We start from the raw sequence: 16,396 nt of genomic DNA, 5'->3' as shown, positions 1-16,396 counted from the left end.
CAGGTAATACTTCACTATTCTATTCTCCATCAAACTAAATATAAATTTTGTTAGTTTTAGGTTTATGTTCGACTAATGGTATGATTGAAACGGAACTGGTTCGGAAAGCTAAAGCCTATGCCGAAGAAATCCTTTGTAATAAACTGCCAAAAACCTGTGTATATCACAACTTCAGCCACACGCAAGAGGTAGCACAGGCGGCTCAGGAAATTGGTGCTGCTTCCAATCTTACAAACGACCAGATGGAGACTGTACTGATCGCTGCGTGGCTGCACGACATCGGTTATCTGAACGGTCCTAAAGATCATGAAAAAGAGTCGGCCACCATTGCTGTTAAATTGCTGCGCGATTGGAATGCTTCGGAGAAGAAAGCTGAAGATGTACAGCGCACGATCCTGGCAACGGTAATGCCGCAAGCTCCGCAGGACATTATGGGCGAAGTACTCTGCGATGCCGATCTTCACCACCTTGCCAAGACGGATGTTCGCGAACGCGCCAAGCGACTGCGCGAAGAAATCGCCATCACTAAGAATGTACACTTTGCTTCCGATGACGAGTGGCTTCAGGCTAATCTGAAGTTTATGAAGAACCACGAGTTCTTTACGGCCTACGGCAAAAATGTTTTACAACCGCTGAAGAAACAAAATATCAAAAGACTAAAGAACGAGTTAAAGCCTGAAGCTTCAAAGAACGAAGGGCTGCAAGAGATGGAGAAGGAAATAGAAAAGCTTCGTAAAAAACTGGATAAGAATTCACGTCCGGATCGCGGTATAGAAACAATGTTTCGCACTACGCTGGAGAACCACATCAACCTGAGCGGTATGGCGGATACGAAGGCGAACATCATGATCTCGATCAACACTATTATACTATCCATCGTTGTCAGCGTGCTCTTCCGTAAACTTGAAGATTTTCCACACCTGGTAGTGCCTACGCTTATCCTGGTGTTTACATGTCTCACAGCCATCGTCATGGCTATTCTGGCTACACGACCAAACATTGCCGAAGGTAAATTTACCCGTGAGGACATTCTGAATAAAAAAACAAACCTGCTTTTCTTCGGTAACTTTCACAACATGGCATTGAAAGACTACGAGTGGGGTATGCGCGAGATGATGAAGGATTACGATTATCTCTATGGCAGTATGATAAAGGATATATACTTTCTCGGGAAAGTACTGGCCAAGAAGTATAAATTCATCCGCCTGTCGTATACTATATTTATGTTCGGGTTTGTGGCTTCGATCGTGACCTTCCTGATCCTGACGATGTTATACTATCAACCGTATTCACTTAAAGATCTGCTGACTCCTTAAGCGGAAGTACATATACGGCACAATCTTTCGGTTCATTTTGCTGATTGGGAAACCGCATCCAGTTGGCAAGGCTCGCTTCTTTTATCAATCCACATTTTTCGAGCACCCTTGCGGAAGCTATATTCTCGGCATCTACAAAGGTGCTGATGCGAAATATACCTTTCTGCTGCCGAAGCATGCGCATGATGTACGTACAGGCTTCGGTGGCAAGACCATTGTTCCACCACACGGGACTTAATATATACCCGAACTGTATTTTACCGTGCTCGTTCATGATGCCAATGCTGCCGATTAACCGCCCGTTGGTTTTGAGGCGAATGCTATAACTGTAGTCGGTTCCCTCCTGCCACGCCCATACCGCATATTGTAAAAATGTACGTGTGTCTTCAATATGCTGATGCGTTGGCCACGACATATAGCGGGTTGCTTCCGGTTTGCTGGCATAGGTATAAAAAATTTCCTCGGCATCTTCGTACCTTAGCCGCTGAAGGAGCAATCGTTCTGTTGTGAACTGCTCTGGTAAATCAAGTCGAATCATTGATCAAATAAAAGTAGAATGGCGAAAGGCAGCAACATCGTTCACCAGTATTTCAAAAAAGAAATAGAAGGTGTCAAGATCCTCGTAAAAGTTAACCCGATACTTTACACAGGATCTGAAATAACCGTAGATGCGGAAGGCCATGCCGAGCTACGCGAACTTGAATTTGATGAAGGTATATTTGAAGATTTGAAAGCAGACGAATTCGAAGAAGCAAGCCCGCTTGAGTTCAATCTATATCTCAATGGACTTGTGTAAGGATTGGAAGATTGAAAAATTAAGTAGACTCCACGCTTTGTAATTTTTCAATTTTGTAATGTTATAATTTTCCAATTTCTTAAATCTTTCAATTTTACAATTTTTCAATTTTCTAATTCTCAGTGCTCATCATACTGCATCACCATCTTCCGGATTCGGTCTTCTATTTTTTCGGAGGTTAGTTTTTCGCGCATGCGGTCTACCATGATGGGGAAGGCGAATGGTGTTGGTTTCTCGGGATGTGTGATGATAATTTTCTGGTGAGCTATACGATCGAGTGCTTTTCGCAGGCGTGCTTCTTCTAACTGGAAGTCCATTACTTCATCGAATGCCTGGCGCAGTAATAAGTTGTGGGCATCGTAATCATTAAACACGTTGAAGAATAGTTGTGATGTTGACTGCAGATGTCGGTCTTTAACGGGTTTGCCGGGATAGCCTTTGAATACGAGACCGGATATAGCGGCTATATCTCTGAATTTTCTGCGCGCCATCTCGGTAGAATTTATACTCGCTTGTATATCTTTCATCAGATCATCGCTTCCCAATACGTTGGTCTCTACGGCTTCTTCGATTGGTATAGGCTGATCAGACAATAACTCGAAACCATAATCATTCATCGCGATGGAAAAAGTAATGGGTTGTATTTGTGCGATACGATGTGCCACCAGCGCGCCCATGCCTTCGTGCACGAAACGTCCTTCAAACGGATACATGAGTACGTGGTACCCTTCATCACTTTGAAAATACTCGATGAGAAATTCGTTTTTGCCGGGTAAATGCGAGCGGTCGCGTTGCAGGTCAAATACAGGTTTCAGAAATTTCATCTCCACATCCGTCTCTATACCCTGTACAACTTCATCGAGTTTATTGCGGATCAGTTCACTCATCTGCGAAGACAACGGCATGCGTCCACCCTGCCACGAAGGCACAGCTCCCGATTTTCGGTTGGTCTTGCGTACCTGCGCCTCCATTTCCTTGATGCGTACGAGTTCAAGATTTCTGCCGGCAAACCAGAATACATCGCCGGGCGACAGGCGCGAAATAAAATACTCTTCGATCGTTCCCAAATATTTACCGGAAACAAACCGTACAAACATGGAAGCATCGCCCACGATGGTGCCGACTGAAAGACGGTGCCTCATCGCTATAGCGCGGTTCTCTACCCTGTATATACCATTGATTACAATTACCTTTCTATACTCATCATAGGCCTGCAACGAATCGCCACCGGTGGTAATGAAATTTAATATCCACAACCATTCATCTTCACTCATGGATGAAAAACTGAAAGTACCCTTTACCTCCTCGAAGATCTCGTTGGGCTCAAATCCTTCCGATATAGCAAGTGTAATGAGGTATTGCATGAGTACATCGAACGAACGGATATAGGGGAAGCGATCTTCCACAATTTTTTTTCGAACTGCTTCGCGTATACCGGCCGCCTCCATCAGCTCCAGCGAATGTGTCGGTACAAAGTATATACGGCTTACGGCACCAGGCTGGTGGCCGCTTCGACCGGCTCGTTGTAAAAAGCGAGCAACTCCTTTTGGTCCGCCAATCTGTATCACGGTTTCCACCGGGCGAAAGTCCACACCGAGATCAAGACTGGAGGTACACACTACAGCTTTCAGTTTACCTTCATGCAGTTGATCTTCCACCCAGTTGCGTAACTCCTGACTAATGGAGCCATGGTGCATCGCCATAAGTCCGGAAAGCTCGGGCGCTTTGTCCAGCATCTTCTGGTACCATATCTCCGCGAAAGACCGGGTGTTGGTAAAGATGAGCGTGGTACTACTGTCCTTTACTATATCGACAACTTTTTGCAGCAGATGTATACCGAGGTGCCCGGCCCATGGCATCTTGTCAACCGAATCGGGCAGTATCGAAACAATCTCGATCTTCTTCTCGATGTCGGTGCGTATCACACTATATTTCTTCTCGTAGTAATAATTACCCAGCAATGCCTGCAGTGCTTCATCCATGTTGCCAATGGTTGCCGATATACCCCACACCCGCAACGCAGGTGCTATGCGCTTGAGTCGCGACAACGCCAGTTCTACCTGCACACCGCGTTTGGAGCCCATCAGTTCGTGCCACTCATCGGCTACCAGCACTTTCAGCTCTTTGAAAAAATCGTGATAGCCTTTTTGGGCCAACAGCAAATGCAGACTCTCTGGTGTTGTAATGAGTAGCTCCGGTGGTTTTTCTTTTTGCCGGGCACGTTCCTTTACCGATGTATCGCCCGAGCGCACGCCAACCTTCCAGGGCAGTTCAAGTCCTTCGATCAACCGGTTCGCCGACAGCTCTATTTCTTTGGACAGTGCACGTATCGGGGTGATCCAGATGGCCTGCAGCCCATTGTTCTTTTGCTTTTTATAGTCAGGATTGTTTCGGATAAACTCCAGCATAACGGGCATCAGGAGCGAATAGGTTTTACCACTGCCGGTGGGCGCGTTCACCAATCCGCTATAGCCATCGAGATAGGCCTCCCAGGCTTCTACCTGAAACGGAAAAGGTTTCCATCCTCTCGCTTCAAACCAATCTTTTCCTACTTTTACACGATCTATGGCCATTGGAAATAAAATTAAAATTTATGCGCGTGGCAAAAAACATTTTTCATTTCCGTTGGTTTTAGGTTTGTAAAGATTGAGATGGGCAAGTATTCAATCAAAGAGCTTGAAAAGCTATCAGGTATTAAAGCGCACACCATTCGCATCTGGGAAAAGCGCCATAAGATCATCCAGCCTTCACGCACTACCACCAACATTCGCTTCTATTCGGATGACGATCTGAAAAAGATCATCAACGTATCGCTTCTCAATAATAATGGCATCAAGATCTCGCACATTGCCGACATGAGCATGGCAGAAATGAACCGGAAGGTTTTAGAGATCAGTGAAGTTAAGAGTGACACCAGTGTATATATCGATCAGCTCATCCTCGCGATGATCGATATGGAGGAAGAAGCTTTTGAAAAAGTACTGAGCACGATTATACTGCGCTACGGGTTTGAACGAACTGTTACTGAAATTATATATCCCTTTCTGGAAAAGATCGGTATACTGTGGCAGGCCAAACACATTACACCGGCACATGAGCACTTCATGTCTAATCTTATCCGGCAGAAAATTATAGTGGCTATCGATGGGTTGCAGATTCCTTCCAAAGCTGCGAGAAAGGTTGTCCTGTTTCTTCCGGAAGGCGAAATGCATGAGTTAGGATTGCTCTTCAATCATTACCTCGCGCGAATGCTCGGCTATAGAACATACTACCTGGGGCAAAATGTACCCCACGAAGACCTGGTAAGCGTTATACAAACACATCATCCGGAAATACTGATAACTTCCCTGATCTCTCCGATGAAAAACATGGAGCAGTATTTCGAAAAGCTGGCGCTCGATTTTCCTGCTGTAGCGATCTATGCCTCCGGAATGCAAATCCTGCATTTACAAAATACTTCCATAAAAAACATTCGGTTCTTTTCAACCGCTTTGGAGCTGAAAACGCTGTTGCAGGATTAATCCTTTTTTTATAAAAAAACTCACCCCAAGCCCTCGAAAGGGCGTTTAGAGCTATTTCAGGCACAATATTTTGTTTAATATTTTAATTAATTAATTAAACAATAATGGACTTTATCAGTTTTAAGGTTTAGTTTTGTTTAACATTTCAAACATATAATTAAACATATATGACTACCTCTGAATTCACGCTTGAAATTGCCGGATTAAGGAGCACACTGCAGTCGTTTACCAGGAGGTTTACGAATGACCGGGAAGAATCGCATGACCTCGTACAGGATACGATGTTGAAAGCGCTGATGTATCGTGATAAATTCAGGAAAGACACAAACCTGAAAGGCTGGCTTTTTACGATTATGCGAAACACATTCATTAATAATTATCGCAGAACGCAACGCGCCCGCACTTCGAATGACACTACAAAAGACCTATACTTCCTGCAGGTTGAAGAAGAGCATACCTTCAACCGGCCGCAGGAAAGCCTGGAGTTTAAAGAGATATGGCGTAACATGAATCATGTAAAAGATGAATTCCTCACGCCCTTCAAAATGTATACTTCCGGGTATAAATATCATGAGATAGCAGAACATCTGAACATCCCGATCGGTACCGTAAAGAACAGAATCTTTCACGCCCGTAAGGAAATTCAGAAAAGATTACAAGGATATTAAGTAACTTCCTGTAGAGATTTGGTCGCTCATGAGTTGTATTGCAATTATAGGTTCAGGATTCTCGGGACTATCGGCAGCGTGTTATCTTGCCCGGGAAGGACACGCTGTAACATTGTTTGAAAAGAACGATTCGCCCGGAGGCAGAGCGCGTCAGTTCAAGGCAAACGGCTTTACCTTCGACATGGGGCCAAGCTGGTATTGGATGCCCGATGTTTTTGAAAACTTCTTCAATCATTTCGGTAAGAAGGCGTCTGACTACTATACGCTTCAACGACTCGATCCTTCGTATCGCATCGTATATAGTAAAGATGATGTACTCGATATACCAGCCGGTATAGATGCGCTCTGTAAATTATTTGAAACGATCGAACCCGGAAGCGGTAAAAAACTGCTGCAGTTTCTGGAAGAAGGAAAGTATAAATACGATATCGGCATAAACGACCTCGTGCATAAACCCGGATTGTCACTCCGCGAGTTTATGGACATCGATCTGCTGAAGGGTGCTTTACGACTGCATGTATTTCAATCTATAGCAAGCTATATCCGAAAGTTTTTCAAAAATGAAAAACTGATTCAGCTTCTCGAATTTCCCGTATTGTTTCTGGGGGCTACCCCAGAGAAAACACCTGCACTCTATAGCCTGATGAACTATGCCGACATGGCGCTGGGCACGTGGTACCCACAGGGCGGTATGTATAAAATAATAGAAGGCATGGTGGCGCTGGCGCGATCGCTGAACGTTACGTTCGAATTCAACAGCAACGTTGAGCGACTTGAAATGAATGCTGTAAAGGCAAAGGGATTGAGGATAAACGGAACGTTTCGTCCGTTCGACTATATTGTTGCCAGCGCAGACTATCATCATGTTGAACAGCATTTATTGCCGGCTACTCATCGCAGGTATAGTGAAGTATATTGGCAGAAAAGAGTAATGGCGCCTTCGAGCCTGATATTTTACCTGGGCATCAATAAAAAGCTGAACGGGTTGCTGCACCATACACTGTTCTTCGATCAGGATTTCAAACAACACGCACGCGAAATATATGATCGGCCTCAATGGCCTTCGGCACCGCAGTTCTATATTTCATGTCCTTCGCAAACCGATGCTACCGTAGCTCCTGCAGGACATGAAAATATATTTATACTGCTGCCGGTTGCGCCTGGCCTGCAAGACTCTGAAGCGATTCGCGAAAAATATTTTGACAACATAATCACCAGGCTTGAACATTTAACCGGACAGACTATCCGCAACCACATTGTATACAAGCGAAGTTATGCGCACAACAATTTTATAGAAGACTATAATGCTTTTAAAGGCAATGCATATGGACTCGCCAACACCTTACTACAAACGGCAAATCTTAAACCATCTATCGTTAACAAAAAAGTAAGTAATCTGTTTTATACAGGACAGCTCACGGTACCGGGCCCCGGGGTACCGCCCTCCATAATCTCGGGTGAAGTAGTGGCACGTGAACTCATCAGCAAAATTCAGGAACAGCAAAATTGAAATGTATGAAGGAACTCTTCGACAAAGTTTCCATCCGGTGTAGTCGTATAACGACCAATATATATAGTACTTCGTTCTCGTTGGGTATATTTTGTCTGGCCAAAGAGCTTCGCGACCCGGTGTACGCAATCTATGGCTTTGTGCGCTTTGCCGATGAGATTGTTGATACCTTTCACGATCACGATAAAGCCACACTACTCGCACGCTTTAAGGAAGATACCTACCGCGCCATTCGCGAGAAGATAAGTCTCAATCCGATTCTTAATAGTTTCCAGGACACTGTGAACCGTTTTCAGATTGAAGACGAGCTCATAGAACAATTCCTGCACAGCATGGAAATGGACTTGCATCGCAAGGATTACAATGAAGATACTTTCCAGGAATATATACTTGGTTCTGCCGAAGTGGTAGGATTAATGTGTCTGCGCGTATTCTGTAACGGCAACGGAGAACTATACAACAAGCTGAAGCCTTACGCCATGCGACTGGGTTCAGCGTTTCAAAAAATAAATTTCCTCCGCGATATGCGTGCAGACTTTATCGGAATGGGCCGCTCCTACTTTCCGGGGTTAGACCTCCATCAATTCAATGACGACTGTAAAAGAAAAATTGAAGAAAGTATTGCACAGGATTTTTACCAGGGCTATATCGGTATAAAACAACTTCCGCGTTCGGCTCGTTTCGGAGTTTATGTGGCGTATGTTTATTATCTTGCGCTCTTTAAAAAGATACGGAATACACCTTCTGAAAATGTATTGCAGAATCGTATCCGGATCCGTAACCGACATAAAGCAAGACTCCTCGCCTATTCATACGTGAAACATCAACTTAACATGCTCTGATGGAAAAAGTTATTCTGGTAGATGAGCGGGACAATATTGTGGGCACCATGGAAAAACTGGAAGCTCACAGAAAAGGAGTACTTCACAGGGCTTTCTCTATTTTGCTTTTCAATTCCAAAGGAGAAATACTGCTGCAGAAACGTGCAACCTCCAAATATCACAGCGGTGGTTTGTGGACCAATACCTGCTGCAGCCATCCGCTGCCCGAAGAAAGCATGGAAGATGCTACACGCAGAAAGCTAAAACAGGAAATGGGAATTGATCTGCAAACGGAGTTCGCTTACAAGTTTATCTATAAAGCTACGCTCGATCACGGGTTGACCGAGTACGAGCTCGACTATGTATATACCGCTATATTTGATGGCGACCCGGTGATTAATACTGAAGAAGTAGAAGCGTGGAAATTTGTGGATATAGCAGCGCTCAAAAAAGATATTGCTGATAATCCTGACCACTATACATACTGGTTCAAGCTGATCATCCGCCACCCGGAACTCACACTGCTTCCTAACTGATAACAATTCTGTTTTCTCATTAAACAATACTACCACCCGACTGTTAAGCAATTGGAATGGTATTTACTGTTTAAAAAAGAGTAGACATGAAGTCTAAATCAGCGATAGTACAAGATGTTATTGACCAGAACACCACCGTGATGTGGTTCAGGAGAGATCTGCGCCTCGAAGACAATGCTGCTTTATACCATGCGCTGAAAGAAAGCAAGAACGTACTCCCGGTTTTTATTTTCGATACTGTAATTCTCAACGACCTCGAAGACAAAGAAGACAAACGCGTTGTTTTTATACGCGAGTCGTTACTGCATTTGCAGAACCAGCTTACTGACCTGGGCTCTTCGTTACTCGTTGTATATGATGACCCGGTGCATTTTTATAAAAGCATTCGTCCGAAAGCAGTATATACCAATCACGATTACGAACCCTATGCCCTAACACGCGATGAGACCGTGCGCGCTATACTCGAAGAAAAAGGCGTTGTCTTTAAAACGTTTAAAGACCAGGTGATCTTTGAAAAAGAGGAAGTGGTGAAAGACAATGGCGAGCCCTACACGGTATTTACACCTTACAGTAAGAAATGGAAAGCAACGTTGAATGCCTTTTACATGAAGAGTTATCCGACTCAGAAGTACTTTAACCATTTTAAAAGAACCAAACCGCTTTCCATTCCCACATTACAAGATATAGGATTTAAAGATGTGAAGACTGTATTTCCGGAGCGTATGATCAAAACATCTGTGATTGAAAAATATCACAAGCAACGGGATTATCCTGCTATAGCAGGAACCACGCGACTCAGTATACATCTTCGTTTTGGTACAGTAAGTATACGCAAACTGGTGCAGGTAGCGAAAAAGAAAAATGAAGTATGGCTCAATGAACTGATCTGGCGCGAATTCTACTCCATGATCCTTTACCATTTTCCACATGTTGTGTCCAATTCATTTCGTCTGGCCTACGATCATATAGCCTGGCAAAATGATGTTGAACAATTTGAGAAATGGTGCGAGGGCAAAACAGGCTACCCGATTGTTGACGCAGGCATGCGCGAACTGAATGCAACGGGTTTTATGCACAACCGGGTGCGCATGATCGTTGCTAGCTTTCTTACCAAACACCTGCTCATTGACTGGCGCTGGGGAGAAGCATACTTTGCCAAAAAACTTCTTGATTATGAACTTGCCTCCAACAACGGTGGCTGGCAATGGGCTGCCGGTTCCGGGTGTGATGCAGCACCTTACTTTCGCGTATTCAATCCGGAACTACAAACGGAGAAGTTTGATCACGACTGGAAGTATATACGCATGTGGGTGCCCGAAGTGGATACAGATGATTACCCTGCTCCGATTGTTGAACATAAAACTGCGCGCGAACGCGTACTCAAAACTTATAAGGCAGCGCTCGATGTAAATGTATAGTACGTCTAACAAAATCACACGCTTTGGTGTTATTATACAATGCGCATGCATGCAGAAGTGCTTTAAAATATTACCGACATGAAAGTATATCGATTAAAACGTACACAGGTATTGCCGATCTCACTGCAACAGGCGTGGGAATTCTTCTCATCGCCTCGTAACCTCGCGAAGATCACACCACCTGATATGCACTTCGAAATACTTTCGGTATCGGGAAGCGACAAGACCTACGCAGGGCAGGTGATCAACTATAAAATAAAAATATTCCCGTTGGTACGCGTGCGTTGGACAACCGAGATAACGCACGTGCAGGAGCCTCATTATTTTGTTGATGAACAACGCTTCGGTCCTTATGCATGGTGGCACCATCAACATCATTTCAAAGAAGTAAAAAATGGTGTTGAGGTTGAAGACGATGTACATTACGCTGTACCACTCGGATTTATCGGACGATTGGCAAATGCAGTATTTGTTGAGCGAACCTTAAATACTATTTTTGATTATCGGCATGCTGTGCTTCAAAAGCACTTTCCTGCCGGAGAAACCATTCGTAAGACTGCTTGATATGGATTGGATCACGTTGCTGCTTTGTTCGCTCATTACCATCGGCACTTTTCTGTTCTGGGAGTTTGTTGCCTGGTTCACGCATAAATATATCATGCACGGCTTCCTGTGGACGTGGCATCGCTCGCATCATACCGTACATGACGAGGCACTCGAACGCAACGATCTGTTCGCCCTCGTGTTCAGTATTCCTTCTATCTTTTTGTTCTATTACTTTTCGTTGGTACGCTATAGTCCCTATATGCTGGCAGTAGCCTTTGGTATTTTTCTCTATGGCATGTTCTACCTGGTGTTTCATGATATCATTGTGCACCAGCGTATCCGTTGGCGTCCGGAGAAAAAGAGCAAGTATCTGCAGCGTATGATCAACGCACACTACGTTCATCACAGCAAGCATACCCGAAAAGGATGTGAGGCGTTCGGCTTCTTATACGCCCCAAAAAAATACGAGCCGAAGAAATTTTCTTTTCGCAAAGACCGTCAGGAAACCCAATAAGCGTGCAGCAAACGCACATTATGCGTGATGATCTGCATAAAATCTGAGCATCACCCCTTTTGAGAAAATTTAAAAAATTATCTTTAAGCTAACGGGAATGGACTACCTGCAAGGATACCCATTCACTGTTGCTGGCCCGATTAATCAACCGATCGCCATTCTGTATTCATGGAAAAGTATTTATACCTGACACTCGATATTTTTGCTCTCCTGTTTCCGTTGTTGTTCAGTTTTTATTCCAAAGCTCCGTTTTACAAAAAATGGAAATATCTTTTTCCGGCTATACTCATCACTGCAGTGTTCTTCGTGGTGTGGGATGAGATCTTTACACATATAGGTGTTTGGGGATTTAATCCGCGATACGTTTCCGGTATATATATTGGTGTGTTGCCGATTGAAGAGATCCTGTTCTTTATTTGTATACCGTATGCCTGTGTGTTCTCCTATTTCGCACTGAGCTACCTGATCGAGAAAGATTATCTTTTTCCGCACCAGGAGTTAATCTCCAGCGCGCTGATTATTGTACTGCTGGTAATGGGCATGTTCTATTTCGAAAAAGTATATACCGGCATAACCTTTGTACTGCTGGGGTTACTGCTTGCATACCAGATGCTGAAACTACGCCCCCGCTATATGGGACGTTTCTATTTTGCATACGGCTTTACACTCATACCTTTCTTCCTTATCAACGGTATACTCACCGGTTCTTTTATAGAAAGCGAAGTAGTATGGTATAACAACGATGAGAACCTCGGTATACGCATCGGCACTATACCTTTTGAAGATACCTTCTACGGCATGCTCATGATCCTCTCGAACGTAATCATCTTCGAGTACCTGCAGGACCGCGAACGATATAAGGCGCTAATGCGAGCTTAATTAGCTGCGAGCTGCTGGTTTGATTTCGCTTAACCAGATGACTCCGTTATTAAAGAAGTAAATAGCCATGAGTAAAAAGTTAGAATGAGTACCTGGTATATTTTCCCCAATAAGTATACAAACAAAAGTCCTGAGCTATATCTATAGATCAGTTTCCCTCCTTACATCAAACATATAGCACTCAACCTCCACCTGTTTCCCAACTTCCGGACTCTTACTCCTTACTTCCATCTTCACCCGAGCAGCCAGTAGCGAGCAACTCACTTAATAACCCTAAACGTAATATTAACCCGCACCCCTTTCGCTGCTGATCGTTTTGGCAGACTGTGCTCCCAGTGGTGTTGAGTTTTACCTTGCATTAACAGAAAACTTCCATGTGCGAGTTCGAGTGATCGCTTGAGACTTTTGTCGGTATAGTAACGAAACTGAAATGTGCGCGTGGCTCCAAAGCTTACGGAGCCTATAACAGGATTTATACCGAGCTCCTTTTCATTGTCGCGATGCCAGCCCATACTGTCATGTTGATCGCGGTAAAGATTTAGCAAGGCGCTGTTGAAGACAACCGGGCTTACAGTTTCAATACGTTGTTTTATTTTTAGCAGCGCAGGTGTCCACGCGCGCGGTTGCATGGTGATGCCTGAGTAAGCGTATATTTTACCGGAATCACCGTGCCAGGCAGTCAGGCGTGGCTGCATCACGGTGCGTCCGTAGATGGTGATCGGCTCCTGCTTCCACTCTATTTCATGTTGCAGATCGTTGAGATACACATCGCTCTCCTCTTCCGTGAACAAATGCGGAAAGAAATTCACATCACCATCCTTTGGCAAAATATTATACAATGATTCCATACACTATTATATAGCGAATGTAAAGATGCGTGTTGGCTTTCACTATAAAAACCTGGTTCTTGCTATACTGCTATTCTGAATTTTACACAAAAACAAAACGACCCCGGTTAAAAGCCGGGGTCGTTTTCAGGTTGTTCGGGAAGTATATATTATGCTACAACTTCTGTTTTACCTGTTTTTTCTTTCTTGCTTTTTTTGCCTTTGCTCTTCGCGTTGCTTTCAACACCTTTCTCAGCTTTCTTTTTCTTTTTTTCTTCACGCTTCAGGATGTCGGCATAGACAGAAGCAAGCTTTTTGGAATTACGGTGCAGTAACTTTTTCACTTTCTTACCTGCCTCTGGTAACTCCAGGCTGCTGATAGCCTCACGCAGTGAATCATTGATGAGGCCTTGCAACGCCTTTTTAGATGTCTTTGTCTTGTCCATAAAATATCTGTTGATGCACTAAATTAACCATGTATTACCAAAGTATTATTCAGTTAACAAAAACTTAATATTGACGAAAAAAAACTGCGAATACACTCTAAAAAGCCTCTTTTTTCATTGATCTACATTTTCAATGTATAAACACACGCCTATACATTATTCATAACGAAGCGAATTTACCGGGTTCGTTGCAGCTGCTTTTATTGACTGATAGCTTACCGTAAGCCATGCTATAACAATGGCTATAACACCGCTGCCTATAAATACGAGCGGGTCAATGTCTATTCTATATTCGAAGCCATTCAACCAGCTGTCAACAATAAACCAGGCTGCTACTGCGGCCGGTACAAAAGCGATCAGTACGAGCTTGGTAAATTCTCTCGACAACAAAACAACGAGACCTACAGGCGATGCACCTAACGCTTTACGTATACCAATCTCTTTGGTGCGTTGCTCTGCTGTAAAGGCTGCGAGTGCAAACAATCCAAGACACGCTATAAATATAGCGAGTCCTGAAAATACACTAAACACCTGGCCCATGCGCTGCTCTACACGAAACAGTTCATCAAAGTTTTCATCCAGGAAGTTATAGTCGAACGGTTCGTTTGGTGCCTGGGTCTTCCAAAGTTTTTCGATCGATGCCAGTGCATTCTTCGAACTACCTTCATAGCGCACCATCAACTGGTTCGCATTCTTAGTAAGCATGATCGCGAGTGGGCGCACTTTAAACTTCAGCGACTCGAAATTGAAGTCCTTATATATACCAATCACTTTATAGCGCAAAGGTGTACCACTGTCGTTGTAAAGTATTTCTTCCTGTAAAGGATTGTTGAATCCGAATTCTTTTACAGCTGCTTCGTTAAGAATGATAGCAGATGAATCAGAAGGAAAATCTTTCGAGAAGAAACGCCCTTCCTTCAGTTCGAACTTCAGAACGTCCATGTGATCATAGTCGGCATAATACAATCCCATGATATGATCCTGCTCCGAGCCTGCCGATTTAAACACCGTTGTGTTGTTAACACCCGGGAAGTTGTTATTGGTATAGCTTGATTTTACAATCCCTGTAAGATCGTTCAAAGAGTTCTTGAACGCATCGCGGTTAGTGCCCAAACGTGACGTATTGCGTATAACCAGTACGTTGTGCTTGTCGATTCCCATGTTACGCTCCTGCATGAACGTGATCTGCTGGTATACCACCGTTGTGAAAATGATCAGGAATATAGATAACGCAAACTGGCAAACCACGAGCGTACTGCGCACGCCTCCGCTCTTCATACCGGCACGAACTTTACCTTTCAATACCTCCACAGCATTAAAGGACGTCAGGTAAAATGCCGGGTAGCTACCTGCGATCAATCCGACAAACAACACGAGTAAAACTACACCCACGATAAATGCAGGCGTCAGAAATATACCCATGCCCAGTTGTTTACCGGCCAGTGTATTAAAGAATGGCAACAGGAAATAGCAGGTGGCCAACGCCAGTATTACAGTAATGAGACTATAGATCATCGACTCCGCGAGAAATTGTCCGATCATCTGTCCACGCAGCGAACCTAATGTTTTACGCAAGCCAACTTCCTTTGCTCTTCCCGCAGAACGCGCTGTAGAAAGATTCATGAAATTGATACAAGCGATGATGATGATAAATATACCGATCCCTGCAAAGAAGTATACATACGTGATGTTACCGGGTGGCTCTATAGTATGCTGCGCTTTTGAACGCAAATGTATATCCGTAACTTTTTCAGCAAAGTATCCATAGGCACCGCCCTGCTCTTTCATGTTCTTCAACGAAACACCCATGAACCGTTCTATCTCAGGACCAACGTACTTCACCACAAGGTTATCAAACTTCTTTACAGCGTCTTCAAGCTTCGCATTCTTGTTCAGAATGAAATATGTATACATACCGTTGTTAAGCCAGATAGTCCGCTTTAAATGTTCAGCAGAGCTTGCCGAGATCAGTGCCGTAAAAATAACGTGCGAGTTAGTCGGTGCATTTTCAGCTATACCGGTAACTTTATACGTAGTGCTATCATTACCAACCGTAACCAGTTTACCGATAGCAGATTCATTACCGAAATATTTTTTCGCAAGACTGGTAGTAAAGACAATGGAGTTGGGTTCTTTCAACGCTGTTTTGGCATCTCCTTCCAAAAGTTTGAAACTGAAAAACTGAAAAAAGTTAGAGTCTGCATAAAAGATCTTTTCTTCTGTAAACGCTTTCTCGCCATACTTGATGGCCGCCAATCCATAACCGTCTAACCGCGTGGATTCTTCTATCTCCGGAATATCCGCCACAAGCGCTGCCGACATCGGTGGACATGTTGTTGAAGTATATATCTCCTGTCCGGCAATCTTTCCGTGCAAACCAACCTGGTACATACGGTCTGCCTTAGTATGAAACTTGTCAAAACTCAGTTCATCCGACACGTATAGAATGATAAGCAGACAGGCTGTTACCCCGATCGTCATTCCCAGGATATTGATAAATGAAAAGAACTTGTGCTTCAGAATATTCCGAAACGCTACCTTGAAATAGTTTTTTAACATAGAGATATAGTTAGCGGCTTAGTGATTTTATATGTGACG

16 protein-coding genes are annotated in these 16,396 nt (G+C 43.9%); 11 read left to right on the top strand and 5 right to left on the bottom strand.

The features are described 5' to 3' along the window. Window positions 1–80: 80 nt before the first annotated feature. A complete protein-coding gene (locus ACFQ21_RS16140; protein WP_377580311.1) occupies window positions 81–1,316 on the top strand; it encodes a Pycsar system effector family protein in 1,236 nt (411 codons plus the stop codon). On the opposite strand, the gene ACFQ21_RS16135 is transcribed toward ACFQ21_RS16140, so the two are convergent. Further along, window positions 1,294–1,854, bottom strand: a complete 561-nt coding sequence (locus tag ACFQ21_RS16135) for a GNAT family N-acetyltransferase (RefSeq protein ID WP_377580310.1) — start codon at window positions 1,852–1,854, stop codon at window positions 1,294–1,296. The genes ACFQ21_RS16140 and ACFQ21_RS16135 overlap by 23 nt on opposite strands. Before the next feature lie 18 nt (window positions 1,855–1,872). On the opposite strand from ACFQ21_RS16135, the gene ACFQ21_RS16130 reads away from it, so the two are divergent. Continuing rightward, on the top strand, window positions 1,873–2,112 hold the full coding sequence (locus ACFQ21_RS16130; RefSeq protein WP_377580309.1) for a hypothetical protein: 240 nt from the start codon (window positions 1,873–1,875) through the stop codon (window positions 2,110–2,112). 119 nt (window positions 2,113–2,231) lie between these two features. Here ACFQ21_RS16130 and ACFQ21_RS16125 read toward each other — a convergent pair whose 3' ends face one another. Further along, window positions 2,232–4,685 (bottom strand): ligase-associated DNA damage response DEXH box helicase, encoded by a 2,454-nt coding sequence (locus tag ACFQ21_RS16125; protein WP_377580308.1) that lies wholly within the window; start codon window positions 4,683–4,685, stop codon window positions 2,232–2,234. Between the two features lie 78 nt (window positions 4,686–4,763). Between ACFQ21_RS16125 and ACFQ21_RS16120 the strand changes: the two genes are divergently transcribed. The 9 genes from ACFQ21_RS16120 (at window position 4,764) to ACFQ21_RS16080 (ending at window position 12,525) form a co-directional block, all read left to right on the top strand. After that, window positions 4,764–5,633 (top strand): MerR family transcriptional regulator, encoded by an 870-nt coding sequence (locus ACFQ21_RS16120; RefSeq protein ID WP_377580307.1) that lies wholly within the window; start codon window positions 4,764–4,766, stop codon window positions 5,631–5,633. A gap of 167 nt (window positions 5,634–5,800) precedes the next feature. Continuing rightward, a complete protein-coding gene (locus ACFQ21_RS16115; RefSeq protein WP_377580306.1) occupies window positions 5,801–6,301 on the top strand; it encodes an RNA polymerase sigma factor in 501 nt (166 codons plus the stop codon). 28 nt (window positions 6,302–6,329) lie between these two features. Then, window positions 6,330–7,811, top strand: a complete 1,482-nt coding sequence (locus ACFQ21_RS16110; RefSeq protein WP_377580305.1) for a phytoene desaturase family protein — start codon at window positions 6,330–6,332, stop codon at window positions 7,809–7,811. Window positions 7,812–7,816: 5 nt separating this feature from the next. Continuing rightward, entirely contained in the window at window positions 7,817–8,653 is an 837-nt protein-coding gene (locus ACFQ21_RS16105) for a phytoene/squalene synthase family protein (protein ID WP_377580304.1), read from the top strand. Then, window positions 8,653–9,168 (top strand): isopentenyl-diphosphate Delta-isomerase, encoded by a 516-nt coding sequence (gene idi / locus ACFQ21_RS16100; protein WP_377580303.1) that lies wholly within the window; start codon window positions 8,653–8,655, stop codon window positions 9,166–9,168. The genes ACFQ21_RS16105 and idi overlap by 1 nt, the downstream gene beginning before the upstream one ends. Before the next feature lie 86 nt (window positions 9,169–9,254). Further along, window positions 9,255–10,586 (top strand): cryptochrome/photolyase family protein, encoded by a 1,332-nt coding sequence (locus ACFQ21_RS16095; RefSeq protein ID WP_377580302.1) that lies wholly within the window; start codon window positions 9,255–9,257, stop codon window positions 10,584–10,586. 78 nt (window positions 10,587–10,664) lie between these two features. After that, window positions 10,665–11,150 (top strand): SRPBCC family protein, encoded by a 486-nt coding sequence (locus ACFQ21_RS16090; RefSeq protein ID WP_377580301.1) that lies wholly within the window; start codon window positions 10,665–10,667, stop codon window positions 11,148–11,150. A gap of 1 nt (window position 11,151) precedes the next feature. Further along, a complete protein-coding gene (locus ACFQ21_RS16085; protein ID WP_377580300.1) occupies window positions 11,152–11,646 on the top strand; it encodes a beta-carotene hydroxylase in 495 nt (164 codons plus the stop codon). 168 nt (window positions 11,647–11,814) lie between these two features. Continuing rightward, on the top strand, window positions 11,815–12,525 hold the full coding sequence (locus ACFQ21_RS16080) for a lycopene cyclase domain-containing protein (RefSeq protein WP_377580299.1): 711 nt from the start codon (window positions 11,815–11,817) through the stop codon (window positions 12,523–12,525). A gap of 260 nt (window positions 12,526–12,785) precedes the next feature. On the opposite strand, the gene ACFQ21_RS16075 is transcribed toward ACFQ21_RS16080, so the two are convergent. The 3 genes from ACFQ21_RS16075 to ACFQ21_RS16065 all read right to left on the bottom strand — a co-directional run bounded on the left by ACFQ21_RS16075 (window position 12,786) and on the right by ACFQ21_RS16065 (window position 16,357). Next, window positions 12,786–13,373 carry an alpha-ketoglutarate-dependent dioxygenase AlkB family protein gene (locus tag ACFQ21_RS16075; RefSeq protein WP_377580298.1) on the bottom strand — a complete coding sequence of 196 codons (588 nt, stop codon included), beginning with the start codon at window positions 13,371–13,373 and terminating at the stop codon, window positions 12,786–12,788. 149 nt (window positions 13,374–13,522) lie between these two features. Beyond that, a complete protein-coding gene (locus ACFQ21_RS16070) occupies window positions 13,523–13,798 on the bottom strand; it encodes a hypothetical protein (protein ID WP_377580297.1) in 276 nt (91 codons plus the stop codon). A 156-nt stretch (window positions 13,799–13,954) separates the two neighbouring features. Then, window positions 13,955–16,357 (bottom strand): ABC transporter permease, encoded by a 2,403-nt coding sequence (locus ACFQ21_RS16065; protein ID WP_377580296.1) that lies wholly within the window; start codon window positions 16,355–16,357, stop codon window positions 13,955–13,957. Window positions 16,358–16,396: the final 39 nt, after the last annotated feature.

Source organism: Ohtaekwangia kribbensis (assembly GCF_042676245.1).
GTDB lineage: Bacteria > Bacteroidota > Bacteroidia > Cytophagales > Cyclobacteriaceae > Ohtaekwangia > Ohtaekwangia kribbensis.
The sequence above is the reverse complement of the archived record's forward strand: the minus strand, read 5'-3'. Positions and strand labels throughout refer to the sequence as shown.